General features: G+C 73.5%; 21 protein-coding genes, 2 tRNA genes and 1 pseudogene. 13 read left to right on the forward strand and 11 right to left on the reverse strand.

Annotated features, from left to right (window positions below; genetic code table 11):
* Positions 1–256: 256 nt before the first annotated feature.
* Positions 257–832 (reverse strand): SSI family serine proteinase inhibitor, encoded by a 576-nt coding sequence (locus OG245_RS19070; protein ID WP_371624704.1) that lies wholly within the window; start codon positions 830–832, stop codon positions 257–259.
* A gap of 298 nt (positions 833–1,130) precedes the next feature.
* Between OG245_RS19070 and OG245_RS19075 the strand changes: the two genes are divergently transcribed.
* The 3 genes from OG245_RS19075 (at position 1,131) to OG245_RS19085 (ending at position 2,712) form a co-directional block, all read left to right on the forward strand.
* A tRNA-Ser gene (locus OG245_RS19075) sits at positions 1,131–1,221 on the forward strand.
* A gap of 239 nt (positions 1,222–1,460) precedes the next feature.
* A tRNA-Arg gene (locus tag OG245_RS19080) sits at positions 1,461–1,533 on the forward strand.
* Positions 1,534–2,142: 609 nt separating this feature from the next.
* Entirely contained in the window at positions 2,143–2,712 is a 570-nt protein-coding gene (locus OG245_RS19085) for a hypothetical protein (RefSeq protein WP_371624705.1), read from the forward strand.
* Here OG245_RS19085 and OG245_RS19090 read toward each other — a convergent pair.
* Positions 2,672–3,883 carry an NAD(P)/FAD-dependent oxidoreductase gene (locus OG245_RS19090; protein ID WP_371624706.1) on the reverse strand — a complete coding sequence of 404 codons (1,212 nt, stop codon included), beginning with the start codon at positions 3,881–3,883 and terminating at the stop codon, positions 2,672–2,674. The two genes, OG245_RS19085 and OG245_RS19090, sit on opposite strands and share 41 nt — an antisense overlap.
* 93 nt (positions 3,884–3,976) lie before the next feature.
* Positions 3,977–4,921: an RNA polymerase sigma factor SigJ gene (gene sigJ / locus OG245_RS19095; protein WP_371624707.1), complete on the reverse strand. Its 945-nt coding sequence runs from the start codon at positions 4,919–4,921 to the stop codon at positions 3,977–3,979.
* Positions 4,922–5,026: 105 nt separating this feature from the next.
* Here sigJ and OG245_RS19100 point away from each other — a divergent pair, with 105 nt between their 5' ends.
* The 7 genes from OG245_RS19100 to OG245_RS19130 all read left to right on the forward strand — a co-directional run bounded on the left by OG245_RS19100 (position 5,027) and on the right by OG245_RS19130 (position 13,818).
* Positions 5,027–5,569, forward strand: coding sequence for a hypothetical protein (locus OG245_RS19100; protein ID WP_371624708.1), 543 nt, complete (start codon positions 5,027–5,029; stop codon positions 5,567–5,569).
* A gap of 139 nt (positions 5,570–5,708) precedes the next feature.
* Positions 5,709–6,701, forward strand: coding sequence for a DUF2797 domain-containing protein (locus tag OG245_RS19105; protein ID WP_371624709.1), 993 nt, complete (start codon positions 5,709–5,711; stop codon positions 6,699–6,701).
* A 23-nt stretch (positions 6,702–6,724) separates the two neighbouring features.
* On the forward strand, positions 6,725–7,606 hold the full coding sequence (locus OG245_RS19110; protein ID WP_371624710.1) for an amidohydrolase family protein: 882 nt from the start codon (positions 6,725–6,727) through the stop codon (positions 7,604–7,606).
* Between the two features lie 88 nt (positions 7,607–7,694).
* On the forward strand, positions 7,695–8,441 hold the full coding sequence (locus OG245_RS19115; protein WP_371624711.1) for a response regulator transcription factor: 747 nt from the start codon (positions 7,695–7,697) through the stop codon (positions 8,439–8,441).
* Positions 8,442–8,460: 19 nt separating this feature from the next.
* Positions 8,461–10,227 carry a sensor histidine kinase gene (locus OG245_RS19120; protein WP_371627921.1) on the forward strand — a complete coding sequence of 589 codons (1,767 nt, stop codon included), beginning with the start codon at positions 8,461–8,463 and terminating at the stop codon, positions 10,225–10,227.
* Between the two features lie 25 nt (positions 10,228–10,252).
* Positions 10,253–11,641, forward strand: coding sequence for a glycosyltransferase (locus OG245_RS19125; protein ID WP_371624712.1), 1,389 nt, complete (start codon positions 10,253–10,255; stop codon positions 11,639–11,641).
* Complete coding sequence (locus OG245_RS19130; protein WP_371624713.1) at positions 11,638–13,818, forward strand: ArnT family glycosyltransferase; 2,181 nt, start codon at positions 11,638–11,640, stop codon at positions 13,816–13,818. Before OG245_RS19125 ends, OG245_RS19130 begins: the two co-directional genes overlap by 4 nt.
* A 31-nt stretch (positions 13,819–13,849) precedes the next feature.
* Here OG245_RS19130 and OG245_RS19135 read toward each other — a convergent pair whose 3' ends face one another.
* Positions 13,850–15,013, reverse strand: a complete 1,164-nt coding sequence (locus OG245_RS19135; RefSeq protein ID WP_371624714.1) for a serine hydrolase domain-containing protein — start codon at positions 15,011–15,013, stop codon at positions 13,850–13,852.
* A gap of 293 nt (positions 15,014–15,306) precedes the next feature.
* On the reverse strand, positions 15,307–16,194 hold the full coding sequence (locus OG245_RS19140; protein ID WP_371624715.1) for an endonuclease/exonuclease/phosphatase family protein: 888 nt from the start codon (positions 16,192–16,194) through the stop codon (positions 15,307–15,309).
* 342 nt (positions 16,195–16,536) lie between these two features.
* Here OG245_RS19140 and OG245_RS19145 point away from each other — a divergent pair, with 342 nt between their 5' ends.
* On the forward strand, positions 16,537–18,186 hold the full coding sequence (locus OG245_RS19145; RefSeq protein WP_371624716.1) for an MFS transporter: 1,650 nt from the start codon (positions 16,537–16,539) through the stop codon (positions 18,184–18,186).
* Between the two features lie 128 nt (positions 18,187–18,314).
* Positions 18,315–19,199, forward strand: coding sequence for a TetR/AcrR family transcriptional regulator (locus OG245_RS19150; RefSeq protein WP_371624717.1), 885 nt, complete (start codon positions 18,315–18,317; stop codon positions 19,197–19,199).
* Between the two features lie 69 nt (positions 19,200–19,268).
* Here OG245_RS19150 and OG245_RS19155 read toward each other — a convergent pair whose 3' ends face one another.
* From OG245_RS19155 to OG245_RS19175, 5 genes and pseudogenes are all read right to left on the reverse strand, one after another.
* Entirely contained in the window at positions 19,269–20,252 is a 984-nt protein-coding gene (locus OG245_RS19155; RefSeq protein WP_371627922.1) for an NAD(P)-dependent oxidoreductase, read from the reverse strand.
* Between the two features lie 112 nt (positions 20,253–20,364).
* Positions 20,365–20,835 (reverse strand): PPOX class F420-dependent oxidoreductase, encoded by a 471-nt coding sequence (locus tag OG245_RS19160; RefSeq protein ID WP_371624718.1) that lies wholly within the window; start codon positions 20,833–20,835, stop codon positions 20,365–20,367.
* A gap of 222 nt (positions 20,836–21,057) precedes the next feature.
* Positions 21,058–21,863: pseudogene (locus tag OG245_RS19165) on the reverse strand (YceI family protein).
* Between the two features lie 262 nt (positions 21,864–22,125).
* Positions 22,126–24,714: an MFS transporter gene (locus OG245_RS19170; protein WP_371624719.1), complete on the reverse strand. Its 2,589-nt coding sequence runs from the start codon at positions 24,712–24,714 to the stop codon at positions 22,126–22,128.
* Positions 24,715–24,745: 31 nt separating this feature from the next.
* Positions 24,746–25,258 carry a MarR family winged helix-turn-helix transcriptional regulator gene (locus OG245_RS19175; protein ID WP_371627923.1) on the reverse strand — a complete coding sequence of 171 codons (513 nt, stop codon included), beginning with the start codon at positions 25,256–25,258 and terminating at the stop codon, positions 24,746–24,748.
* A gap of 224 nt (positions 25,259–25,482) precedes the next feature.
* Here OG245_RS19175 and OG245_RS19180 point away from each other — a divergent pair, with 224 nt between their 5' ends.
* Positions 25,483–25,698, forward strand: coding sequence for a hypothetical protein (locus OG245_RS19180; protein ID WP_371624720.1), 216 nt, complete (start codon positions 25,483–25,485; stop codon positions 25,696–25,698).
* Between the two features lie 321 nt (positions 25,699–26,019).
* Here the strand turns inward: OG245_RS19180 and OG245_RS19185 are convergent, their stop codons facing one another.
* Positions 26,020–26,874, reverse strand: coding sequence for a hypothetical protein (locus OG245_RS19185; RefSeq protein WP_371624721.1), 855 nt, complete (start codon positions 26,872–26,874; stop codon positions 26,020–26,022).
* Between the last annotated feature and the right edge of the window lie 12 nt (positions 26,875–26,886).

A 26,886-nucleotide genomic window follows, 5' to 3' on the forward strand; every position in this document is an offset into this window, starting at 1 on the left:
ATCTTGCCCCTCGGGCCGCAGACTGTCACTGGAGGAGTCTAAGGGCAGGGGAGGCCCCGGGGGCGGCGGATGAGGGGGAGCTCTCACCAAGGTTCTGTGCGCGCCGTGTATGCCGCGGGCCCATGTCGTGAGCGTCCGCGCACCCTGTGACGTGCGCGGACGCGCGACGAGCCCGGCCCCTTCGGGGCGCGCGGGGCCCCGGAGCCATCTGCGGCGGATACGCGGAGGCAAACGCTTTTACGCCGTGGCCGCCGGCCTATCGAACATCCGGGAGCACCGGCACGAGGCTGTTCCAGCGCGCGATCTCGCATCCGTCGCGGCGGCTCGCGGTGGTGTCCACGGCCCGTCCCTCCCAGGTGCCCACGATGCGCGCGGTGGCGTCGCCGCCGTGGATCATCGTGCACATCGTGCCCTCGGGGGTCGGCCGGAACAGCTCCTGCCGCCCGGCCCGGGTGGCGCCGGCCTCCGCCAGCCGGTCACAGGCCGCCTGCCCCCGCGGGTGACTGCCCCCGGTGGGCCCGCACTCCAGCTCGAAGGTGCCGTCGGCCCCGGCGACCCCGGTGTTCTCGACGGACACGGTGAGCCGCGTCAGCACCTCGCTCGCCCCACCCGCGTCCTTCCCGTCGCCGCCCCCCAGGAACCCGGGCAGCGGGATGGGCATGGGCAGCGGCCCGAGGGCCGGCCGGGCGGCGGCGAACGGCCCGGAGGTGGGCACTGCGGCGGGCGTCGGACCGGAGGACACGGGGCCGGAGGCGGTGGCGATGGACGCCGGTACGGCGGTGGCCAGCGCGGCGAGCGAGACGACGGCGGTGAGGGCGAGACGGCGCATCATGCGGAAGCTCCAGGATCTCTGCGGCGGGGTCGGCCACGGGCGGCGGTCACGGGTGATCACCGACCCGTCCGGGCGCCACGGCTGACGGACGGCTGAGGGCGACGACGACAGGACGACTGACGGAGACCGGGGCCCCCACCCCTCTCTAACGCGCGCCACGCCCGGACGTTGCGGCACCACGCCGAACTGCTTTGCCCTGGCACCCGGGGGCCTAGTAACGTTGGCGGCGATTGGTGGCACGACGCTCGACTGTGTCATCATCTGCACGCACCACTCGCGTCCGCGCGAGGTGTGTGGAGGAGGCGTCGCCTAGTCCGGTCTATGGCGCCGCACTGCTAATGCGGTTTGGGTCTTAAAGCCCATCGAGGGTTCAAATCCCTCCGCCTCCGCTCCACCCCGAAGCCCCGTGCCCCTGGCACGGGGCTTCGGCCGTTCCGGAGCGCGCGGGGGCGCGGAGGGGGCGCCGGAGCCGGTTCGTGGCTGGTTCGGGAGGGTGGCCAAGGCGGGCCTCGGGGGGCCGTTTCCGCAGGTCGGCAGCGGTGCGGCCAATGGATTTCGCGTCACGGCGCAGGTCATGTAATGTTGTTCTCGCAACGCCGACCGGGGAGAAAAAAGCCCGGAACGCCAAGCACTCGTAGCTTAACGGATAGAGCATCTGACTACGGATCAGAAGGTTGCAGGTTCGAATCCTGCCGAGTGCACAGCAGGCCAGAGGCCCCCAGGAGAAATCCTGGGGGCCTCTCGCGTTGCCCGTACGGCGGCGGAGTGCGGCAACCGTGTCGCAGGGGGTCGGCCGCGGCTCGTGGTCGGCCGTGTCGCTGCTGTCGGGGGCCTTCGAAGTTCGGGCGAGGACGGGGCGTGAACGGGGGATGAACCTCCGGACACGTGGTGGGCTCAGGGCTGGTGGAGGGCGCAGGCGTCGGCCAGGATCGAGCTGTGAATCAGCCTTCGGTGTTCGAGAGATTCGACAGGGCCCTCGACTGGGTGGGGTTGTCCGTTTCGGTCCTCATTCTTGCGACCGGCATTCTGGAGTACCGGGATGGGGGCTCCCTGGGTTGGCCCATCGGTGGAGCGGTGCTCGTTCTGGTCAGCCTCTGGGTGATCTACCGCGGGATGGACCGCCGGAACGGCAGGGCCGCCAAGTCGGCGCAATAGCGCGGCAGCAGTACAGCAGTCGCGGTACCTCGACCACGGCAACCGCCCCTTGCACACGCCAAGGGGCTTCTCGCGTTCTCGCTCGGTGTTCCGGGCCCTTCCCCGCGTGCGGGTGGCGGCGTGGGCGTTCGCCGTCCCTCGCTGGGATCCCGGCCATGCAGACCAAGGGCGGGGACGCGTTCGCGGCGGACGCGGACCGGGTGGGGAGCGTGGAGTTCGTCTACCGGGCGACCGCCGACTACTTCGAAGAGGCGCTTCGTGCGCGCGCGTTGCGGACCGGGGCGGGGCGGTTCCAGGCGTTCGCGGTGCCGGTGGCGTCCGTCGGCGCTCTGGCGGTCTTCGGGGTGGTCGTCGGTCTGTCGGCGCCCGTGCTGTTCGGCGGGCTCGTGGTCTGCGCGGCCGTCGTGTCCTGGGGCGCCCTGCGCACCCAGGCCCGCAGGACGTTCAGCATCGTGGAGCCGTACGGACAGTGCCGCATGGTGGCCCATGAGAGCGGCGCGGTCAGTACCGGTGAGCGGGTGTCCTTCACCGTCGCGTGGGCGATGCACCGGGAGTATCTGGAGACCGCCCGCTTCTTCGTACTGCTCGGCGGTGGGCGTTCGGCCGGAATCGCCGTGGTTCCCAAGAGAGGAGCCCAGGGCCCTGAGGACGTGGAGCGGCTCAGGGCGATCCTGGGCTGGAACCTCAGGAGGCTGTGGCGGTCGCCCGCGTCCGGTCCGCCGTGACCCGGCGGCGGCGGGTCGGCAGCCCCATCGTCGGGTTCGCGACGCCCCAGGCCGCGCCCTTGCAGACCAGTTCCTTGTAGAGGGCGGCCACGCGGCCGGTCAGGGCCGCGCTGACGGCTCGGTCGTCGGCGGTGACGTACTGGATCAGGCCCTCCTTGCGGCCCAGGGAGACGCACTGGTTGAAGTAGCGGGCCGAGATCGTCGGGAGTTCGGCGCCGGTCAGGCGGGCCGCGATGGCGTCGGCGGCCTGCCAGGCGGTGGGGACGCCCGAGGCGCACGACATGCGCAGCGGCTTGCCGCCGGGGCCCGCGACCAGGGCCGCGTCGCCGATCGCGTACACGTCCGGGTGCGAGGTCGAGCGCATGGTGGAGTCGACCACGATCTGGCCGTTGTCGGCGGTCTCCAGGGCCGTGGCCCGGGCGATCGGGTGGACCGCGAAGCCCGTCGTCCAGATCGTGACCGCGGCCGGGATGTCGCCCTCGGTGGTGGTGACCCGGTCGGCGTGCACGGCGGTGACCTCGGCGTGTTCGTGGGCGGTGATCCGCAGCCTGGTGAAGACCTTCCGCAGGTGTCCGGCCCCCTTGGGGGAGAGCCAGTCGCCCAGTGCTCCCCGGGCGGCCAGGGAGACGTCCAGGTCCGGGCGGGTCTCGGCCAGCTCCGTCGCGGCCTCCACGCCGGTGAGGCCGCCGCCGACGACGACGACCACGGGCGCGCCGGGGGCGAGGGCGGCCAGGCGCTCGCGCAGGCGCAGGGCTCCGGTGCGGCCGGCGATCTCGTGGGCGTGTTCCGTGGTGCCGGGGACGTCCTGGGTGTTCCAGGCGCTGCCGAGGGCGTACACGAGGGTGTCGTACTCCAGGTCCTCCCGCTCCCCGGCGCCGTTCGCGTCGGTGACCGAGATCGTTCTGCGGTCGACGTCGACCGCGGTGACCTTCGCGAGCTTCAGCCGGACGCCCGTACCGGCGAACATCTCGTCGAAGGGGCGGGGGCGGAGGTCCTGGCCCACCGCGAGCTGGTGCAGCCGGACGCGTTCGACGAAGTCCGGTTCGGCGTTGACGAGGGTGATGGAGACGTCCTCGCTGCGCAGACGCCTGGCGAGGCGTCCGGCCGCACTCGCTCCGGTGTAGCCGGCTCCGATGACGACGACGCGGTGCTGCTGGATGTTCTGCTGCATGTCCTGCACTCCTGTCTCGCGCGGTTTCGCCCCTTGAACCGGGCAGCCCGTCGATTCCTGACAGGAGAGTGGTGTGATGCGCGTCACGCAGGCTTAGGTGATGCGGAGGGCCGGTTCTCCGTGGTTCGTCGCCGCCCACTGGCGCGTCGCGCGGTCGAGCTTGTCGGGGTTGGCCTGGTTGCGGAACGCGGCGATGCCGTCCGCCGTGATCTCCAGGCACAGGACCCCGATGACCCGGCCTTCGACGGTGACCACGAGCGCGGGCAGCCCGTTGGCGTACGAGACGTGGACCTCCGCCGTGCCGCCGAGGAGGTTGCGGGCCGCCTGGTTGGGGGTGAACAGGCTCCGCATGAACTTCGCGACGGCCAGGGCGCCCTCGAACGGCCTGGTGCGGGCCGGTACCTTTCCGCCGCCGTCGCCGATCGCGACGGCGTCCGCGGTGAGCAGCCGGACGAGCGGTTCGGTCCGGCCGCTGGTGGCGGCCGTGAGGAACTCCTCGACGATCCGCCGGGCGGCGGCCTCGTCGATCTCGGTCCGGGTCCGGCCCGCCGCGATGTGCTTCTTGGCGCGGTGGAACAGCTGCTGGCTCGCGGACTCCGTGGTGTCGAGGATCTCCGCGATCTTCCCGTGCGGATACGCGAACGCCTCCCGCAGCACGTACACCACCCGCTCGTCGGGGGAGAGGCGCTCCATGAGGACGAGGACCGCGTACGAGACCGATTCGCGCTGTTCGGCGGTGTCGGCGGGGCCGAGCATCGGGTCCCCGGCGAGCAGCGGTTCGGGCAGCCACTGGCCCACGTAGGTCTCGCGGCGGGCGCGCGCCGAGGTGAGCTGGTTGAGGCAGAGGTTGGTGAGGACCTTCGTCAGCCAGGCCTCGGGGACCACGATGCGGTCGAGGTCGGCGGACTGCCAGCGCAGGAACGTGTCCTGGACGGCGTCCTCGGCATCGCTCGCGGAGCCGAGGAGGCGGTAGGCGATGGCCTTCAGCCGGGGCATGGAAGCCTCGAACAGATCCACCTGGTTCCCGGTCAGCGCCATGGGCCGGATCATAACGGCCGTCCCCGGCGGTCGTTCGGAGGGCCGGTGGCGGGGTAGCCGACGTAGTACGGGGCGTGACGGTCGCGTTCCTCTCGGAGGTCGGCGATGAGGTCGAACGGGCACGGGCGGGAAGAGCGTTGGCAGGACCGGTGGTGGGCGATGGGGCTGCTGGTGCTGGTGGTGTGGGTCGGCATCCAGCTGGCCTTCTACGGATGGTCGGGGTGGCCGGGCATCCTGGTCGGCGGGTTCGTCTACGCCGGTCTGATGACGTGGCTGCTGATGCGGCGCCGGCGGCGGGACGCGCGTGCGGTGGGTACCGAGGCCGCCCGGGTGCCGGAGCTGGAGCGGCGCATCGCGAAGAACGGCGAACTGCCCGAGGATCCGGCCGAACAGGCGGCCATGGTCCGGCTGATCAGGCGGCGGGAGGAGAAGCTGCGGCGCAACCGGTGGTGGGCCCTTCCCTTCCTCGGGCTGCTCTTCGTCGGGATGCCGTTCTTCTGGTTCGCCGCGGGCAACGTGCCGGTCGGGCTGTGGGGCCTCGGCTTCGGCGTGGGGTTCATGGGCTGGATCAGCTGGTTCAACCGGCGGTTCGAACGGCGCATGGCCGCGATGCGGCGGCGGATCGAGGGTGTCGGAGGCTACGCGTAGCATCGCCTGGCCGAGGCGGTCAGGGCGGCCGGGGCGGCCGAGGCGGTCAGGGCGATCAGGGCGCGATCGGGTCGGCCGGTTCGATCGGTTCGGCCGGTGATTCGGTGCCGGTGGCGGTGGCGGAGAGAGCGGGGTCCGGGTGTCCGGTGGGTGGTGGTGCGCCGGGGTGCGGTGGCCCGGCGAGGCCCCTGAGCTGGGGTGGAGCAGGGGCCGCGACCGGCGGGTGAGTGTCCTCGCGTACGGGTCCGGCCTCGGGTTCCGGGCCCTCGGGGAGCGGCACTGCGTGGGAGCCCGGGGGAACGTGTGCCCGCTGGGCGCGGTGGTGCCGGGGCGCTCCACCGGCGGGCGGTGCGCGGAGTGCGCGCGGCTGGACCGGGCGCATTCGGTGGCCGCCGACACGATGGTGGACGACCCCCGGACGTACCGCGTGTACCTCGCCTGGTTCGGGCCCGGCATGGTCAAGGTCGGGATCACCGGGGAGGAGCGCGGGGCGGCCCGGCTGCGGGAGCAGGGGGCCGTGGTCTTCAGCTGGCTGGGGCGCGGGCCCCTCATGGCGGCCCGGCGGACCGAGGAGGTGCTGCGGGCGGCCCTCAAGGTGCCCGACCGGATCCCGTACGCCAGGAAGCGGGCCGTGCGCGGGCGGCTTCCCGGGCGCGAGGAGCGGGCCGCCGAGGTGGCGGAGCTGTACGGGCGGGCCGAACGGCTCGAAGGGCACGGCTGGCCCGAGTCGTTGGAGCGGCTGCCCCTCGAAGTCGTCGATCAGGTCGCCCTGTTCGGGCTGGACCGGGCGCCCGCTCCCGTCCGCTCGGTGCGGGAGCTGGTCGACGGGGGCGTCGTCGCGGGGCGGCTGGTGGCGGCGGCCGGGCCCGATCTGCACCTTGCGGTGGACGGGGTGGGCGTGGTCGTCCTGGACACGCGGCTGATCACCGGGTGGGACCTCGCCGCCGTGCCGGCGGAGGCCGTGCCCGCGAAGGCGGCGGCTGAGGGGGCCGTGTCCGAGGGAGCCGTGTCCGAGGGAGCCGTGTCCGAGGGGGCCGCGTCTGCGGGGGCCGCGTCCGCCGTGGCGGAGAGTGATGTACGTGTCCCCCTCATCGACATCGGCGGCGGCGGTGTGCAGGGTGGGTTGTTCTGACCGCCGACCGAGGGAGAGCGTCCGTGGGGCCGGAGAGCGATGACGTGGTGCGGTTCTGGGAGCGGCTCGGGCTGCCCGGGATCATCGACGTGCACACCCACTTCATGCCGGAGCAGGTCCTGCGCAAGGTGTGGGCCTACTTCGACGCCGCCGGACCGCTCACCGGCCTGGAGTGGCCGATCACCTACCGGTACGAGGAGGAGCGGCGGCTGGAGCTGCTGCGGTCCTTCGGGGTGCTGCGCTTCACCTCCATGCTCTATCCGCACAAGCCCGGCATGGCCCGCTGGCTGAACGGCTGGGCCGCCGACTTCGCCGCCCGGACCCCCGACTGCCTGCACACCGCGACCCTCTTCCCGGAGGACGGCGTGGAGGTGTACGTGAAGGAGGCCGTCGAGGCGGGGGCGCGGGTCTTCAAGTCGCACCTCCAGGTCGGCGCGTACGACGCCAACGACCCGCTCCTGGACCCCGTGTGGGGGCTGCTCGCGGAGGCCGGGATCCCGGTGGTCACGCACTGCGGGTCGGGGCCCGCGCCGGGGGCGTACACCGGGCCTGAGCCGATCGGGCGGCTGCTGGCGCGTCATCCCCGGCTGCGGCTGGTCGTCGCGCACATGGGGATGCCGGAGTACGCGGAGTTCCTGGCGCTGGCGGAGGCGTATCCGGAGGTCCGGCTCGACACGACGATGGCGTTCACCGACTTCAGCGAGGGGTTCAGCCCCTTCCCGGCGGCGGAGCGGGGGCGGCTCGCCGACCTCGGGGACCGGATCCTGCTCGGGACCGACTTCCCGAACATCCCCTACCCGTACGTCCATCAGCTCCGGGCGCTGGAGCGGCTCGGGCTCGGGGACGCGTGGTTGCGGGCGGTCTGTCACGGGAACGCCGCCGTGTTGTTCCCCACGAGTGCCTGACGATTCCCTGGGGGGACGGTCGGCTTTCTCAGGGAATTCACAGGAACGGGTCAGGCTCCTCTCACGGGTGCCTCACAGAGTGGTCCCCATGACGACGACGACCTCGCCCCAGGGGCGTACCGAACTGCTCAGGCCGGACCGTACCCCCGTGCGGGTCCTGGTTGTGGACGACGAGGCTCCGCTCGCCGAGCTGCTCTCGATGGCCCTGCGGTACGAGGGGTGGGAGGTGCGCAGCGCCGGGGACGGGGCCGGGGCCGTCCGGGCCGCGCGGGACTTCCGCCCGGACGCGGTCGTCCTGGACGTGATGCTCCCGGACATGGACGGGCTGTCCGTGCTGGGCCGGCTGCGCCGCGAGTACGACGACGTGCCGGTCCTCTTCCTGACCGCCCGGGACGCCGTCGAGGACCGGATCGCCGGGCTCACCGCCGGCGGCGACGACTACGTGACCAAGCCGTTCAGCCTGGAGGAGGTCGTGGCCCGGCTGCGCGGGCTCATCCGCCGCTCGGGCTCGGCCGTCGCCGCCGGGCGGAGCGAGTCCACGCTCGTCGTCGGGGACCTGGTGCTCGACGAGGACAGCCACGAGGTGAGCCGGGGCGGGGACGCGATCCACGTGACGGCCACCGAGTTCGAGCTGCTGCGCTTCCTGATGCGCAATCCGCGCCGGGTGCTCAGCAAGGCGCAGATCCTCGACCGGGTCTGGAACTACGACTTCGGCGGCCAGGCCAACGTCGTCGAGCTCTACATCTCCTACCTCCGCAAGAAGATCGACGCCGGGCGTACGCCGATGATCCACACCCGGCGCGGTGCGGGGTATCTGATCAAGCCCGGTGAGTAGGGGGCGGGGCCGTGCGAGGGTGCTGCGGCGGCCCTGGACGCTGCGGACCCGGCTCGTCGTGTCCGCCGTCTCGCTCATCGCGGTCGTCGCCGCCGTCATCGGGTCCGTCACCGCGATCGCCTTCCACAGCTACCTGTACGGCAAGCTCGACGACCAGCTGCGCTCCGTCGCCGAGCGGGCCCAGCGCCCGCCCGGGCCGGGGCCGGTGCCGGCGCCCGTGCCCCAGGCGCTGCGCGCGGCGGGCCCGCTCGGCTTCGTCGGCGGGGGCGGGCAGCCGCTCGGCACGTTCGGGGCGCTCCTCGGCGAGGACGGGGACGTCACCGCGTCGAAGGTCGTCGAGGACAGCGGGCTGCGTGTCCAGGAGAGCGCGAAGCCGCTGACCGGGGAGCAGCGGCGTGCCCTGGAGGCGGCCGCTCCGACCACCGGTGAGCGGGCCCGGAGCGTCGACCTCCCGGGGCTCGGCGGCTACCGCGTCGAGGCCGCGACCACCGCCGAGGGGTACACCGTCCTCGTCGGCATCCCCAGCGCCGAGGTGAGCGGTGCGCTGACCACCCTGATCGTCGTCGAGGTCTGCGTCACCGCCGCCGGGCTGCTGGCCGCGTCGATCGCGGGCACCGTGCTCGTCGGGGTCGCCCTGCGGCCGCTGCGCCGGGTCGCCGCCACGGCCACCCGGGTATCCGAACTCCCCCTGCACAGCGGCGAGGTGGCCCTCCTGGAGCGGGTCCCGGATGCCGAGGCCGACCCGCGCACGGAGGTCGGGCAGGTGGGCGCGGCGCTCAACCGGATGCTCGGGCACGTCGGTTCGGCGCTCGCCGCCCGCCAGGAGAGCGAGACGCGGGTCCGGCAGTTCGTCGCGGACGCCAGCCATGAGCTGCGCACCCCGCTGGCCTCGATCCGGGGCTACGCCGAGCTGACCCGGCGCGCCACCGGGGGCCGGGAAGCGCCGGAGCCCGGCCCGGTGACCCGGCACGCGCTGGGCCGGATCGAGTCGGAGGCGGACCGGATGACGGGCCTGGTGGAGGATCTGCTGCTGCTGGCCCGGCTGGACGCCGGGCGTCCGCTCTCGTACGGGAGCACCGATCTGCTGCCACTGGTCGTGGACGCGATCAGCGACGCCCGCGCGGCGGACCAGGGGCCGCCTGGCCAGGATGTCGGGCCGCCTGGCCAGGATGTCGGGCCGCCGGGCCAGGATGTCGGGCCGCCGGGCCGGGATGCCGGGGCGCCGGGCCAGGACGTGCCGGGCCGGGACGCACGGCACCGCTGGCGGCTTGAGCTGCCCGCCGAGCCCGTGACCGTACGCGCCGATCCCGACCGGTTCCAGCAGGTGCTCGTCAACCTGCTGGCCAACGCCCGCACCCACACTCCGCCGGGGACCACCGTCACCGTGTCCGTACGGCCGTCCGCGCGCGCCGGGGGGCCGGTCACGCTGGAGGTGGGCGACGACGGGCCCGGCATCCCGGCGGAGCTGCTGCCGCACGTCTTCGAACGGTTCGCCCGTGGCGACGCCTCCCGCTCGCGCGGGGACGGCACGGGCGGGGCGACCGGCTCCACCGGTCTCGGCCTCGCCATCGTGCAGGCCGTCGTCTCCGCGCACGGCGGGCGCGTACGGGTGGAGTCGGAGCCGGGCCGCACGGTGTTCGTGATCGAGCTGCCGACGGCAGCGGACGAGGCGCTCCGCGCGGACCCGGCGGGAGCGGACGCAGGGCCCCGCGCGGACCCGGCGGGAGCGGACGCAGGGCCCCGCGCGGACTCACAGGGCAGGGACAGGCTCAGCACACCGGTGTGACAGCACGGTTGGCGAACGTCGGAGCATGACCACCGACAGCCTCCGGAGCGGCCCCGGCACGACCGGCCGCAGCAGCGGGGACGGCGGGCCCGGCGCCCCTCTGCCGGACAGGGAGCACCTCCCGGCCCGTGTCCCGGCCACCGCCGCCGCCGACGGCGTCCCCGTGCTCGACGTCGTCGTCCCCGTGTACAACGAGGAGAAGGACCTCCGCCCCTGCGTCGTGCGCCTGAACGGCCATCTCGCGCGGACCTTCCCGTACCCCTTCCGCATCACCGTCGCCGACAACGCCAGCACCGACTCCACTCCCGCCGTCGCCGCCTCGCTCGCCGCGGAGCTGCCCGGGGTGCGGTACGTGCGGCTGGCGGAGAAGGGCCGCGGGCGGGCGCTGCGCACGGTCTGGGCGGAGTCCGACGCACCGGTCCTCGCCTATATGGACGTCGACCTCTCCACCGACCTCAACGCCCTCCTCCCGCTGGTCGCCCCGCTGATCTCCGGCCACTCCGACCTGGCCATCGGCTCCCGGCTGGCGAGGAGTTCGCGGGTGGTGCGGGGGCCGAAGCGGGAGTTCGTCTCGCGCGCCTACAACCTGATCCTGCGCTCCTCGCTGGCCGCCGGGTTCAGCGACGCCCAGTGCGGGTTCAAGGCGATCCGGCGCGAGGTCGCCGAGCGGCTGCTGCCGATGGTGGAGGACAGCGGCTGGTTCTTCGACACCGAGCTGCTGGTCCTCGCCGAGCGGGCCGGGCTGCGCATCCACGAGGTGCCCGTCGACTGGATCGACGACCCGGACTCGACGGTCCGCATCGTGCGGACGGCCGCCGAGGACCTGAAAGGGGTGTGGCGGGTGGGGCGGGCGCTGGCCGTCGGCGCGCTGCCGCTGGACCGGCTGGCCCGGCCCTTCGGGGACGACCCGCGCGACCGGGCGCTGACCGGGGTGGAGCGCGGACTGGCCCGCCAGCTCGTCGGGTTCTGCTTCGTGGGCGCGCTGTCGACGCTGTTCTACCTCGCGCTGTACTCCCTCTTCCGGCTCGGCGTCGGCCCGCAGCTCGCCAACGGCGGCGCGCTGCTCGTCTCCGCCGTCGCCAACACGGCCGCCAACCGCCGCCTGACCTTCGGTGTACGCGGCCGGAGCGGGGCCGTCCGCCACCAGGCGCAGGGGCTCGTGGTCTTCGCCATCGGCCTCGCGCTGACCAGCGGCTCGCTCGCCGCGCTGGGGGCGGCGTCCGGCGCGCCCTCGCACACCACGGAACTGGCCGTGCTGATCACCGCCAACCTCGCGGCCACCGTGCTGCGTTTCCTGCTCCTGCGCGCCTGGGTCTTCCCGGAGCGCCGCGCCACCGAACGGGGAGACGGTCAGGCGCGGTTGCCCGCCGCGACCGCCCTCCCGGTCCGCGACGAACCCGAGGATGTCCGATGACCACGACCGCCGCCCCCGCGCTCCCCGCCGCCGCGCCGCCGACCGGGAGGGAAGGCCCCCGCTGGGCGCGCCCCGCGCTGTACGGGCTGCTGCTGGCGGTCGGGCTCGCGTACCTCTGGAACCTCAGCGCCTCCGGGTACGCCAACTCCTTCTACTCCGCCGCCGTCCAGGCGGGCAGCCAGAGCTGGAAGGCACTCTTCTTCGGCTCGCTGGACTCCGCAGGCGCCATCACCGTCGACAAGCCGCCCGCCGCGCTCTGGCCGATGGCCCTGTCGGTGCGGCTGTTCGGGCTCAACTCCTGGGCGATCCTGGCCCCCCAGGTCCTGATGGCGCTCGCCACGGCTGCCGTGCTGAACACCGCCGTACGCCGTCGCTTCGGGCCGGCCGCCGGGCTGATCGCGGTGGGCGTGTTCGCGCTGACGCCCGTGGCGGCGCTGATGTTCCGCTTCAACAACCCGGACGCGCTGCTGGCCCTGCTGATGACCGTCACCGTGTGGTGCGTGCTGCGTGCCCTGGAGCGGGGGCGGACGACGTGGCTGCTCTGGGCGGGCGCGGCGGTCGGCCTCGCGTTCCTGACGAAGACCCTCCAGGCGTTCCTGATCCTGCCGCCGCTGGCCGTGCTGTACGCGGTGTGCGCACCCGTTCCCGTGATGAGGCGGCTCGGCCAACTCGCCCTGTCCGCACTGACGATGGTCCTCGCAGGTGGCTGGTGGGTCGCGATCGTGGAGCTGATGCCCGCTTCCTCACGCCCGTACGTCGGCGGCTCGCAGAACAACTCCTTCCTGGAGCTGACCTTCGGCTACAACGGGCTCGGCCGGATCAACGGCGAGGAGACCGGGAGCGTCGGTGGCGGTGGCGGTCGTGGGGGCGGTGGCGGCGGTGGCTGGGGTGAGACCGGCATCGGCCGGATGTTCGACTCCGAGATCGGCGGCCAGATCGCGTGGCTGCTGCCCGCCGCGCTGATCCTGCTGGCGGCCGGGCTCTGGCTGACCCGGAAGGCGGCGCGGACCGACTCCGCGCGGGCCGCGTTCGTCGCGTGGGGCGGTGCGCTGATCATGACGGCGGCCGTGTTCAGCTTCATGGCCGGGATCTTCCACCAGTACTACACGGTGGCCCTCGCCCCGTACGTCGCGGCGCTCGTCGCCATGGGTGTCGCGGTGCTGTGGGAGGAGCGGGGCGCGTGGTGGCCGCGCGCGGTGCTCGCGGGCACGGTCGTCGCGACGGTGGTCTGGGCGTACGTCCTGCTGGGCCGCACCCCGGACTACCTGCCGTGGCTGCGGTGGGCGGTCCTGGCGGCCGGGCTGGCCGGTGCGCTCGGGCTGTCGGCCGTGGGCCGGTTCGGCGGCCGGGGCCTGGCGGCCGCCGTGGTGGGGCTGAGCTGCGCGGCGTCGCTGGCGGGGCCGGCGGCGTACACCGTCTCCACCCTGAACAGCGGCCACCAGGGCTCGATCGTGACCGCCGGTCCTTCGGCCGGCTTCGGCATGGGCGGACCCGGGGGCGGGGGCGGCCGGGGCGGCCCCGGTGGACCCGGCGGCGGTGACGGCGGGCAGCGCGGCGGCCTGCAACAGCCTCCCGGTCAGGCGCAGGGCCAGGGTCAGGCGCAGGGCGGCATGCCTGCGTTGCCCGGAGGCGCCGCACCTGGAGGGACGGCACCGGGAGGAACCTCGCCCGGCGGTACGGGTACGGGTACGGGTACGGGGACGGGCAGGGGCACGGCCCCCGGCTTCGGCGAAGGCATGAGGGGTGGCGGCGGAGGCGGCGGAGGTGGCGGCATGGGCGGACTGCTCAACGGCACGTCCGTCGACGCCGAGGCGAAGGCGCTGCTGGAGAAGGGCGCGGACGACTACACGTGGGTCGCCGCGGCCGTCGGCGCGCAGAACGCGGCCGGCTACCAACTCGCGACCGGCGAACCGGTGATGGCGATCGGCGGCTTCAACGGGAGCGACCCGTCACCGACGTTGGCCCGGTTCAAGGAGTACGTCGCGGAAGGGAGGATCCACTACTTCGTCTCGGGCGGCGGAATGGGCGGAGGCACGGGCGGCGGGATGGAAGGAGGGGGCGGCATGGGCGGCTCCTCCGGCACCTCTTCCCGGATCTCCTCCTGGGTGACGGCGAACTTCACCGAGGTCACCGTCGGCAGCGTCACGTTCTACGACCTGACGCGGCCCACGAGTTGAGGGACCGGGGCGTACGTGGCCGGGATCGGGATCAGAACCCGGCCGCGTACGTCCAGAAGTCCCGCATCACCTCGGGCGCGGCCGGTCCGCCCATCTCCATCTGGGTGAGCAGGACGGCGACCGTGCCCGTGGCGGGGATGACGTGGGCCGTGGTGCCGGTGCCGCCGACCCAGCCGTAGCGGCCGAGCACGTTCCAGGGGGCGGCGATCTCGACGTCCACCGCGCCGCCGAACCCCCAGCCCTGGCCCTCCGTGAACAGCCCGCTCGCGGCGCGCTGCTCCGGGGTCAGGTGGTCCGTGATCATCTGGCGGACGGACTCGCCGGCCAGGACCCGGGCACCGGCGTCGCTCAGCCCCTCGGCGAGCAGCATCCGGCCGAAGGCGGCCCAGTCGTCGACGGTCGAGACCAGGCCGCCCGCGCCGGACGGGAAGGGGGGCGGGCTGCTCCACTGCCCGTCCGGCGCGTCGATCAGGACCGGGTCACCGCCGCCCTCCGCCCCGGCCCGGTAGTAGCCCGTGAACCGGTCCAGCGCGGCGGGCTCCACGGCGAACCCGGTGTCCGTCATGCCGAGGGGCTCGAAGAGCCGCTCCGCCAGATACGCGGGCAGCGGGCGGCCGGCGACCCGGGCGATGAGGACGCCGAGGATGTCGGAGCACGTGTTGTAGAGCCAGCCGTCGCCCGGCTGGTGCAGCAACGGGATACGGGACAGCGCGGCCATCCAGGCGTCCGGCGCGAGGACGGCCTGCGGCTGTGGCGGCCCCTGTTTCAGCTCGGCGAACAGCGGGGCGACGGCCGGGAGCGAGAAGTCGGACGGGAAGCCGTATCCGGCCCGGAAGGTCAGCAGGTCGAGCAGGGTGATCGGGCGGACCGCCGGCACCACGTCCTCGACCGGGCTCTGCGGGGTCCGTACGACCAGGGGCGCGGCCAGCTCGGGCAGCCACGCCGCGACCGGGTCGGCGGGGGCGATCAGGCCGTCCTCGACGAGCGTCATGGCGGCCGCCGCCACGATCGGCTTGGTGATCGAGGCGATACGGAAGAGCGAGTCCCGCCGCATCGGCACGGACCCGGCGAGGACGGCCGTACCGGCCGAGACCACCTCGGTCCTGCCGCCCCGGGCGACCAGGGCCACCGCGCCCGGCATCGAGCCCTCGGCGATGTGGGCGTCCAGCAGTTCGTGCAGGGAGGGGGTGGTCATGGGTCGTCCTTCGTCCGGTACGGCGTGTGCTGTCGGAGGCCTGCCACACCCCCCCCGGAGGTGCCCCGTGGTGCGCGTCCGCGGGAGGTGGGCCGGGCGCGGCCCTCGGACGGGAGGACGCGCGCCGGCCCTGGAGGAGGCATTCGGGCCGAAGGTGATGACTCCCGGACCGCCCGGGACTCATCGGCCCTCCGGCTCCGCTCCGGGCCCGCTCCGGCTCCACTCCGGTCCCGCTCCGGTCCCGCCCGCCCCGTCCGGGCTCATCCCCCCCCGGGCCACCTCTGTCGGCGGGCTCATCGGCCCCTTCCTCCCCGTACCAGCAGGTCGGCCACCACCGGCCGGTGGTCGGAGGCGACGGTGTCCGGCACCCAGGCCCTCCGCACCCTGATCCCGGAGCCCGGACCGCCCTTCGACACCGCCACGAAGTCGATGCGCTTGACCGGGTCCTGCGCCGGGAAGGTGGGCGCGCCCGGGTCGGCGTCCGTCAGCTCCCGCCACAGCGGGACCAGTTCGGGGGCGGCGGGCTCCGCGTTGAGGTCGCCGAGCAGGATCCGGGGGCCCCGGTCCTCGGCCATGATCCGCCGGGTGTCGGCGACCTGGGCGACGCGGACGGCGGGGTCCGGGCGGTAGTCGAGGTGGGTCACGTACACGTGCACGGGCAGCCCCCGCACCCGTACGACGACCTCGCCGAACCCCGGGGCGGGAGCGGGGGCCGGGTTCGGGTCCTGGGTGGAGAGGCGGGTGATCTCGTGGTTCTGGGCGCTCACGATCCGGTGCCGCGACAGCACGGCCACCCCGTACTCCGCCCGGGGGCCGCCCGGCCGGGCCGGGTCCAGGCTGTAGATCGGGGCGAAGGAGACGTGCATGCGCAGCCGCCGCGCCAGCTCGCCGGCGAGATCCCGCCACCCGCTGCGTTCGCCCCAGTGCCGGTCGACCTCCTGAAGGCCGATCACATCCGCGTCGAGTGAACGGAGTTCGTCCGTCTGGCGGTCCAGGTCGAAGACGCCGTCCGCGCCCGCCCCGGCATGGATGTTGTACGTGGCGACCCGCAGCGGCACGTCTCCGCCGGAAGGTGGGCGGGTCGTGGTGACGGCGGCGGCGGGCGGCGCGATGAGGGCGCCCAAGAGGGACGCGGCGAACAGGAGTTGAGGGATACGAGAGGTACGGCGACGCAGCGACATGGCTCTCCAACCGGCCGAAAATCGCGCACTTTGTCAGGTCAGCGTCGAGAACCGTACCGCCCGGTCGTCGTGCCGCCCCACCGGCGCGGCCGATCCGTGGCGCGGAAATCGACTTGTACGTTGTACAGGGACTGCCTTACGGTGTATGTCAGAGACGCCTCGTACGCCGTACAGTGCCGATCGCCGTACGGCCGCTCACTACGGCCGCTCACTACGGCCGCTCCGGAGCGAGCGGTCACGCACCTGACCCGTGGCCCGTATACGTCACCTCCGGCCCTCCCCCGAGCCACCCGACAACTTTCCGGTCCCCTCCAGGGCCGCCCGACAACCTACGGAGCCCGCATGACGGCGCCCGCCGCACAGCGACCAGACCTCACCCCCCAGGGGCATCCGCAGCGCTGGCTGATCCTCGGCGTCATCTGCCTGGCCCAGCTCACGGTGCTGCTCGACAACACCGTCCTGAACGTCGCGATCCCCTCCCTCACGTCGGAGCTGGACGCCTCCACCTCCGACGTGCAGTGGATGATCAACGCCTACTCGCTCGTCCAGGCGGGTCTGCTGCTCACCGCGGGCAGCTCCGCCGACCGCTACGGACGCAAGAAGATGCTGATCGTGGGCCTCGCCCTGTTCGGCGTCGGCTCGCTCGTGGCCGGGCTCTCCCAGTCCTCGGCCCAGCTCATCGCGGCCCGTGCCGGGATGGGGGTCGGCGGCGCGCTGCTGCTCACCACCACGCTCGCCGTCGTGGTCCAGATCTTCGACGACACCGAGCGGGTCAAGGCGATCGGGATCTGGTCGACCGTCGCCTCCCTCGGCTTCGCGGCGGGGCCGCTGTTCGGCGGGTTCGTCCTCGACCACTTCTGGTGGGGCGCGATCTTCCTGATCAACATCCCGGTCGCGCTGATCGGTCTGGTCGCCGTCGCCCGGCTCGTACCGGAGTCGAAGAGCGGCCGGGGGGAGCGGCCGGACCTGCTGGGCGCGTTGCTCTCCACGATCGGTATGACCGCTGTCGTCTTCGCGATCATCTCCGGGCCGGAGCACGGCTGGGCGTCCGGCCGCGTGCTGCTGACGGTGTGCGTCGGCGTCGCCGTGCTGGCCGGGTTCGTGCTGTGGGAGCTGCGGATTCCGCACCCGATGCTCGACATGCACTTCTTCCGGAACCAGAAGTTCGTCGGTGCGGTGGCGGGGGCCATCCTGGTCGCCTTCGGGATGACCGGCTCGCTCTTCCTGCTCACCCAGCATCTGCAGTTCGTCCTCGGCTACGGGCCGTTGGAGGCGGGTCTGCGGACGGCTCCGATGGCCCTCACCGTGGTCGTCCTCAACCTCGCGGGTCTCGGCGCGCGCATGGTCCGGACGTTCGGCACGCCCGTCGTCATCGCGGCGGGGATGAGCTGCCTGGCCGCCGGTCTCGCCGCGATCGCGGTGCTCGGCGGGGGCGACGGCGGGTACGGCGGCATGCTGTTCGGCCTGGTCGTGATGGGTGTGGGCGTCGCCTTCGCGATGCCCGCGATGGCCAACGCCATCATGAGCGCGATCCCGCCGGAGAAGGCCGGGGTGGGCGCGGGCGTCAACGGCATGCTCGCGGAGTTCGGCAACGGACTGGGGGTCGCGGTGCTCGGCGCGGTGCTGAACGCCCGCTTCGCCGCTCTCGTACCGGCCGCCGTCGGCGCAGCCTCGCTGCCCGCGGCCCTGGCCGCCGCCGACGGGCCCGCCGCCCGGGAGCAGATCAAGGACGCCTTCGCCTCGGGCCTTGAGGTCAGTCAACTGGCCGGTGCGGTCGCGGTGCTGGCGGGCGGACTGCTCGCCGCGCTGCTGCTGCGGCGTGCCGAGCGGGCCGAGCAAGCCGATCCGGCACAGGTGCCGGTGGCCGGGACCGCCTCGGCGCCGGTGACGGAGGCCGCGGCCGCGACGCCGGTGGCCGGGGCCACCGCGGCACCGGTGGCCGGGGCCTCGAAGGCCGGGGACCGGGCAGACTCGTCCGGACCGGCGGCATAGCATCGGACAGGGCGTGCGTACCGGACCGTCAGCGTCCGGTACGCCGTCCTTCCGGCAGGACGGATCGGTCCCGCCTTCCGGCAGGATCGAGCGGCGGAGCGGTCCGCGCAAGACGAGGAGAGTGCGCCATGGTGTCCGAGTCCGACCGCGAGCCCGAGCCGGAGTCCGGGTCCGTCCGCGAGTCCGGGGCCGACCGCAGGTCCGTCCGCGAGTCCGGCCGCGGGTCCGAGCCGGAGCCCCTGTCCGGAGCCGACCGCGCGAACGACGCCGCGCGGACCAGCGTGTGGCTGGACCGGCAGACCCCCTCACGCTCCCGCAGGTCCGAGTCCCCGGCCGGCCTGGACCGCAACCGGATCACCGAGGCGTCGGTGCGGCTGCTGGACGCCGACGGCCTCGCCAAGTTCTCGATGCGCCGCCTCGCCGCCGAGCTGGACGTCACCGCGATGTCCCTCTACTGGTACGTGGACACCAAGGACGACCTCCTGGAGCTGGCGCTCGACTCGGTCTACGCCGAGATCGCCCCGCCCCGCGAGGACGCCGGCTGGCAGGACCGGCTGCGGGAGCTGGCCCGCAGCTACCGGGAACTCCTCGTCCGCCACATCTGGGTCTCCCCGCTGGCCGGGACGTTCCTCAACATCGGCCCGAACTCCATGCTGTTCTCGTACGCCGTCCAGGACGTCGTCCGGGCCACCGGGCTGCCCCTGGAGCGGCAGACGGGCGCGCTCTCGGCGGTCTTCCAGTTCGTGTACGGATTCGGCACGGTCGAGGGCCACTTCAAGGCGCGGTGCGACGCCACCGGGCTGACCCAGGACGAGTACCACCGCCAGGCGATGGGCACGATCAGGGCGCAGCCGCACCTGCGGCAGATCGTCGAGGCGTCGGACGACCTGATGGCGGCGCGGGGCGGGAAGACGGTCGAGGAGATGCGCGAGCGGGACTTCGTCTTCGCGCTGGACCTGCTGGTCGCCGGCATCGAGGCGGTGCGCGACCGGAGCGGGTCAGCGGCTCGTTGAAACCCGCGCTCCGGCCCTTGGTCTTCCGCTCCGGCCCTCAGCCCCGCGTTCCAGCCCTTCGGGGGACGCTCAGTAGCCGCGCCCCACGTCCACCGTCAGCTCGGGCCGGCGGCCCGCCGTCACGGCCTCCCAGCAGGCGGTGAAGTCGGCGGAGACGTCCTCGTCGGTGGTGATCCCCGAGGAGTGCGAGGTGACGACCGTACGGGGCAGCTCCCACACCGGGTCGCCGGGCGCCGCCGGTTCCTCCGGCAGCACGTCCAGCACCGCCCGCCGCACCCGGCCGTCCCGCAGCGCGGCCTCCAGCGCCACCATGTCCACGGTCGCGCCCCGCCCCACGTTGACGAACGTCGCCCCGCGCACCGCCGCGAACCGGGAGGCCCCGAAGAAGCCCTCGGTGGCCCCGGTCAGCGGCAGCGTGGAGATCACCCAACGGGCCTCGCCCAGCACGTCGCCGTCCTCGGCGGCCCCGATCACCCGGTCGAAGCCGGGGACCACCCGGACGGTGCCGGGCTCGGGCCCGGAGCGTGTCGTACGGGCGACGCCCACGGCGCGTACCCCGCAGGCTCCCAGCAGCCGCCCGACAGCCGCGCCGATGCGGCCGGTCCCGTAGACCAGGGCGGTCTGCCCGGCGACGAGTTCGGAGGGGAGGCGCTCCCAGTGCGCGCGGGCGTGCAGGGCGGTGAACTCCGGTACGGACTGGCACTCGGCGAGCATCCAGGCCAGGACGTACTGGGCGATCCGCTCGCCCATCCGCCCCACGGTCCGGGTCAGGAGCGCCGAGCCCGGCCAGGGCCCCCCGGCGAACAGCGGGTCCGTGCCCGCGTTCACGCTGTGGAACCAGAGCAGCCGGCTCGTCCGCAGCGCGTCGGGCAGCGTCTCGCCCACGCACAGCAGGGGAGCGTCGGACGGCGGCGGGACGTCCTCCAGGGTCCCCGCGTCCCGCCCGGTGATCCGCTCCAGCTCCCGTACCAGGCCGCCGTCGAGCGAGGGCGCGACCAGCAGCCGGGCCTGCGCGAGGGCGTCGGGCGCGGGCAGCGGGGCCGGGACGGGCAACCCGCACCCGAGGAGCGAGTGGGGCCGGCCCGGGACGGATACCGGCGGAACGGCCTCGGCGTTCCCGTTCTCCTGCGCCCCGTCCCCTGTGGCTTCTCCGGTCACCACGCGGTCAGCTCCCCGGGGCCAGGTGGGCGGGGAAGCCGCCGGTGGCGACGGGGCCCCAGCGCTCCGGGGTGACCCGGATGACCGACTTGCCCTGCTTCACCATCGCCGCCCGGTACTCGTCCCAGTCCGGATGCTCGCCCGAGATGTTCCGGAAGTACGCGACGAGCGGCTCGACGGAGTCCGGGGCGTCGATGACCTCCGCCGAACCGTCGACCTGCACCCACGGCCCGTCCCACTCGTCCGACAGCACGATCACGCTGACCCGTTCGTCGCGCCGCGCGTTGCGGGTCTTGGCGCGCTCGGGGTACGTCGACATGACGATCCGCCCCTCGTCGTCCACGCCGCAGGTCAGCGGGGAGCCCTGGGGGCGCCCGTCGGCCCGGGTGGTGAGCAGGACCGCCCGGTGCCGGGGGCGTACGAACGCCAGCAACTCGTCGAGCTCGACGGCGGTGTTGGTCGCGATGTTCGGTGCCATGCCCACCACCCTATGACCGGCCCGGGCCGGGGCCGGGAAGAGGCCCTAGGGCGTGTTTCGAAAGTAGCGCCGTCCGCCCGGAGGGCGGGCTCGGCGGCGTCTGGTGCGTGCGATCGCAAGGCGGAGGGTCGCCCCGATACTGGATGTATCGGGGCGAACCCGACAACGCGGCGAGCGTGCGTGCCAGGCGTCGCCGAGCAGGCGGGACTTTCGAAACACGCCCTAACCGGGCAGCGACTCGCCCTGTACCGCCTGGATGTCCAGCTCCACGCGCAGGGTCGTGCCGATCGCGGAGATGCCCGCCTGGACGACCTGGTTGTAGTTCATCGCGAAGTCGGCGCGGCGCAGTTCGGCGGTGGCGTGGAAGGCCGCGCGGACCCCGCCCCACGGGTCGGGCCCGGTGCCGAGGTAGCTGAGGTCCAGGTCGACGGGGCGCGAGACGCCGTGCATGGTCAGCTCGCCGTGCACGGTCCAGCGGTCGGGTCCAGCGCGGTGGAGCGGTAGGCGATCTCCGGGTACCGCTCCACGTCCAGGAAGTCGGGCGAGCGCAGGTGCTTGTCCCGCATCTCGTTGCCGGTGTCGATGCCGGCCGCCCTGATCACCGCGTCGACCCGGGAGCGGGAGACGTCCTCGGCGATCTCGATCCGGCCGCCGAAGTCGGTGAAGCGGCCGTGCACGCTGGAGATCCCCAGGTGCTGGGCGACCGCGCCGACCGAGGAGTGCGCGGGGTCCAGCGACCAGACGCCCGGCGGCGGCAGCTCGACCCCGCCCTGGCGGGCCAGCACGATCTGGCCGCCCTCGATCCGGCCGCTCGCGGTGACGAGGGCGGTGAAGGCGGCGGGCGCGTACCCGACCGCCGTGACGATCACCGTGTACGCGCCGGCCGTCAGGGAACCGTCCGTGCGGACGGCCCCGTCCTCGTCGGCCGCGGCGCGCAGCACCTGGGCGCCGGTCATGTCGGTGACGGTGACGACGGCGTGCTGGACCGCCCAGCCGTCCCGCGTCCGTACCTGTGCGCGAAGTCCCATCCCGTATCTCTCTCCTAGCTCGATGACCCGCGGCCGGCCCGAAGGGACCCGGGGCCACATGGGTCGGGCCCCGGGGCGGTCACGGCAGGCCGTCCCCTGCTCGCCGTACCCGCCACCGGGGCCCATTTCCACCCGGTCGCCACAGCCTCTCCGCTGGAAGTGCCGTCCGACCAGGGGTCTTCGCGATCCCTTCACGTGCTCGCGCGCATCCCTATAGGCGCACGCGCGCCGGACGCGGGCGCGCCCGTGCCGTGGGGATCGATCACTCGCCCGGGTGGGCGAGCTCGATGTCGTGCCCGTCGACCCCCGGGCCGCTCACGGTCAGCGATCCGGCCACCGGCGGGTAGCCGGTCGCGATGACCGCGTACTCGCCCGCGTCCAGGTCGGTGAAGGCGTACGCCCCGTCCTCGCCGGTCGTCGCGGTGGCGACCACGTTGCCCGCCGCGTCGATCAGCGTGACCCGCGCGTCGGTCAGCGGGCTCCGGGCGGACCCGGCCCGTACGACGCCCCGGACCAGCGCGCCGGACCGCAGCGCGGCCTCGACGCGGGTGACGCCCTGGCCGCCGATCTCCACCGGCAGCGCCAGCGGACGGAAGCCGGCGGCGTTGACCGCGACGGTCACGGAGCCCGGGATCAGCTCGCCGAAGGCGAACGCACCGGCCGGTCCGGACACGCCGGTGGCCAGCACGTCGCCCCGGACGTCGGTCACGACGACCATCGCGCCGTCGACGGGGGCGCCGGACTCGGCGGCCGTGACCGTCCCGGCCAGTCCGCTCGTACCGGAGAGCAGGATGTCGAAGGCCAGCGGCTCCTCGCCGACGACCACCGTGGACGCCTGCGGCTGGAAGCCGTCGGCGGAGGCGATCAGCACATAGCTGCCGGAGCCGGGGGCGTCCAGGGTGTAGCCGCCGTCGGGCCGGGCCACGGAGCGCCCGAGCTGCCGGCCGCCCAGCGAGATCAGGGTGACGGCGGCGCGGGCGACCGGAGCGCCCTCCGCACCGCGCACCACACCGTGCACCGGGGTGCCGCCCTGCACGCCGCCGCTGTCGACGGTGTCGTACGAGGCGGAGGCGGGGGCGGGGCCGGAGGCAGCGACCTGCGCCGTGTCGACCGGGGTGGCCCCGGCCGCGCCCTCGGAGACCGGACCCGTGACCGCGCCGACGGCGGCGGGCACAGGGAGCTCGGCCGTCTCGACGGCGGCCGAGGCCTCGGCGGGAGCGTCGGCGGGGGCGTCTGCGGAGGCGTCGTTCGTCACGCTGCTCTTCAACGCGACCTCCTTGATGAAGAGCGTCACGACGAAGGCGACGAGCGCGGCCGGAGCGGCGTACAGGAAGACGTCGCCGACGCCGTGCCCGTACGCGGCCTCCATGACCAGGCGCAGGGGCTCGGGCAGCTTGTCCAGGTCGGGGATGCCCCCGCCGCCGGTACCGCCGTGGCCGAACGCCGCGCCCTCCGGGCCGAGGTCGGCGATGCCTTCCTTGACGTAGTGGGTGACCCGGTTGCCCAGGACCGCGCCGAGCGCCGAGACGCCGATCGCGCCGCCGAGGGAGCGGAAGAAGGTGACGACGGAGCTCGCGGAACCGAGGTCCTCGGGAGCGACCTGGTTCTGGGTGGCGAGGACCAGGTTCTGCATCATCATGCCGATGCCGAGACCCATGACGAACATGTAGACCGCGACGTGCCAGTACGTGGTGTCGTACCGGATCGTGCCGAGCATCCCGAGCCCGGCCGTGACCAGGAAGCCACCGGTGACCAGCCACGCCTTCCAGCGCCCGGTCTTGGTGATGACCTGGCCGGAGATGGTGGAGGAGAGGAAGAGCCCCGCGATCATCGGGATGGTCATCACGCCGGACATCGTCGGCGACTTGCCGCGCGCCAGCTGGAAGTACTGGCTGAAGAAGACGGTGCCCGCGAACATCGCGATGCCGACGAACAGCGAGGCGATCGAGGCCAGCGTGATGGTGCGGTTGCGGAAGAGGCGCAGCGGGATGATCGGCTCGGCGGCCCGCGACTCGGTGAAGACGAAGATCAGGCCGAGCAGGACGGAGCCCGCGAGCATCACGTAGGTCTGCCAGGACAGCCAGTCGTACTTGTCGCCCGCGAAGGTCACCCAGACCAGCAGCAGGGAGACGGCGGCGCTGATGAAGAACGCGCCGGTCCAGTCGACCTTGACGCCCTCGCGCTTGACGACCGGGAGCTTCAGGGTCTTCTGGAGCACGATCAGCGCGATGATCGCGAACGGCACGCCCACGTAGAAGCACCAGCGCCAGCCCATCCAGCTGGTGTCGGTGATGACGCCGCCGAGCAGCGGACCGCCGACGGTGGCGACGGCGAAGACCGCGCCCAGGTAGCCGCTGTAACGCCCGCGCTCGCGCGGGGCGATCATGGCGGCCATGACGATCTGCGCGAGGGCGGAGAGCCCGCCGACGCCGATGCCCTGGACGACGCGGCAGGCGATGAGCATGCCGCTGCTGGTCGACAGACCGGCGACGACCGAGCCCAGGACGTAGATGATCAGGGCTATCTGGACCAGCAGCTTCTTGCTGAAGAGGTCCGAGAGCTTGCCCCAGAGCGGGGTGGTGGCGGTCATGGCCAGCAGCGAGGCCGTCACGACCCAGGTGTAGGCGCTCTGGCCGCCGCCGAGGTCGGAGATGATCTCGGGCAGGGCGTTGGAGACGACCGTCGACGACAGGATCGCGACGAACATGCCGAGCAGCAGCCCGGTCAGCGCTTCCATGATCTGCCGGTGTGTCATCGGCGTGCCGTCGGAGGCGCCGGAGGCGGTGGTGCCCCCGTGCCCTCCGTGCTTGGCGTGGCCGCCCCGCACACCGGTGGGTGTGGTCGTAGCCATTGAGTTCCTTATCCGTGCGAATTTGCTTCTGTTACACAGGTGTACGGGTGTGAGCCTCGTCGCCGAGGCGGGCCCTGCACTCGCCGGTGTGACGTCCGGGGGCGCAGCCGCCGGCGCCGCGACAGGCGAAGCTGTCGCGCAGCCGGGACAGCAGCGCGATGAGCCGGCCGACGTCGTCGTCGGACCAGTCCTGGAGGTTGTGGGCGAACACCTCGGTGGTCCGCCGGGTCAGTTCGTCGAGCTGCTCGTGCCCGCCGGGGGTCAGCCGCAGGATGCGGGACCGCTTGTCCGCCGGGTCCGGAGACCGTTCGATCCAGCCGCGATCGGCCACATGGGCCACATGGCGGCTGGTCACCGACATGTCCACGGACAGCAGCTCGGCGAGCCGGCTGATCCGCATCTCGCCGTGCCGGTCCAGGAGGGTCAGGACGGCGGCGGATCCCGCGGGACATTCGTGGGGCAGTGCGCGGGCGAGCCCCCTTTTGACGGCCCCGACGGCGCTGAGCTGCCGGGCCAGTTCCTCGTAACTACTCCGTGCGGCCACGGGAACCCCCAGCACACTCATGACGATGTTGTTGCTTAGGGCAACGATAGAAGCCGTTGGTTGCTACAGGCAAACGAAAACGGCCTTGCAGAAGTAAAGGAACCCAAAAGCCTCCGTAGGGTCCGGGTCAAGCCCGCCGTCCGCCCGCGCCGACGCAGGTCGGACGGGGTGCCGGGTGGCCCGGGGGTTGGGCCGTGGGCGCGAGTTCGCTAGGGTCCTGCCCCATGGCACACAACCCCCACGCCCCTCAGCCGGGCCCCGAGGGCACCCCGGACCCGGCGGGCAGTACGCAGATGTTCCGCGCCTTCGTCGACGAGGGCGAGCCGCAGCGCCGGCAGCAGCCCGCGGCGACCTCTTCCGGGCCGAAGACCGGGGTGATCGCGGCGGTGATCGCGGTCGTCGTCGTCCTCGGCGCGGTGGCCTGGCTCGCCCTGGGCTGACCCGCGCTCGCACGGCCGCGCCGGGGGAACGGTGCGTGCGCGCCCACGACACGCACAACAGGTACGACGTAGGTACGAGCAGGACCGCACGTACGAGTGCGACCGCACGCTCGCGTGCGACCATGCGAACGCGAACGCGTACGACTGATGCGAACGCGTACGACCGTACGATCCGGCCGCACGGGGGACGGGAAGCGGAGCCGCGCAGCCGGCCGCCGCTCCACCTCCGGGCGGCCGTCGTGCGTGACGGGCTTCCCGCCGTCCGGTCGATAGGCCAGCAGGTCAGAGGGTCAGCAGGTCAGACCGGTCAGACAGGGCAGGTCACTTCCACACGGCGGAGACGTCCTGCGTCTCGACGCGCATCCCCGGGGGGACCCGCCAGGACTCCACGCACACGGTGTACGTCTCCGAGCGCGCCGAGCCCGCGCCGATCGGGGCGGGCAGGGGCTGGGCGGAGGTGATGGTCGCCCAGTCGACGCCGAGGGTGCCGATGATGTGCGTGGCGAAGGTGACGGTCCCCGAGCGGGCCGGGGAACCGCCGGTGTTGCGGAACTCCACGGTCACCTTCTCGCACCACCGCTTGTCCGCCGCCGCTCGCTGCGGGGCGCTCAGCGTCAGTGCGGCCGGGGTGGCGGGCGGAGCCGGAGGTTCCGGGGTTCCGGGACCACCGTCGCCCGGTGGTGAAGGGGTACCGGGCCCGTTGGGGGACGGTGGCCGGGAGCCGCTGCCCGGCTTCGAGGACTCAGCGGGCTTCGAGGACTCAGCGGGCTTCGAGGGCCTCGCGCCCGGCCCGCCGGATGATCCGCCCCCCTGGCCGCCCGGCGTCTCCGTACGGGCCCCGCCGGGGCCGTCCTGGGCGCGCCCAGGCTCGCTCGCACCCGGGGAGGAGGGCGCGGACGGGGGGCTGCCGGGCCCGTGACCGCCGGGTTCGCGCTCACCGCCGCCGCTGCCGCCGTTCCCGTCCAGCGGGACCAGCGTCACCTTGCCCGGGGGCTTCCCGTCGCCGCCCGAAGACCGCTCCCCGCCATCGGCGGCGGCGCCCACGGCCACGTATCCGTCGTCGCCCGGTCCGCTGCCGCAGGCGGCCAGGAGGCCGCCGCCCAGACACAGCGCGGCCGCCGAGGCGACGATGACGGTGCCTCGGCGGCGGGTGGAGCCGAATGTCTGACGTCGCATCGCGCCAGTGTG

The organism is Streptomyces sp. NBC_01116 (assembly GCF_041435495.1).
Classification (GTDB): Bacteria; Actinomycetota; Actinomycetes; order Streptomycetales; family Streptomycetaceae; genus Streptomyces.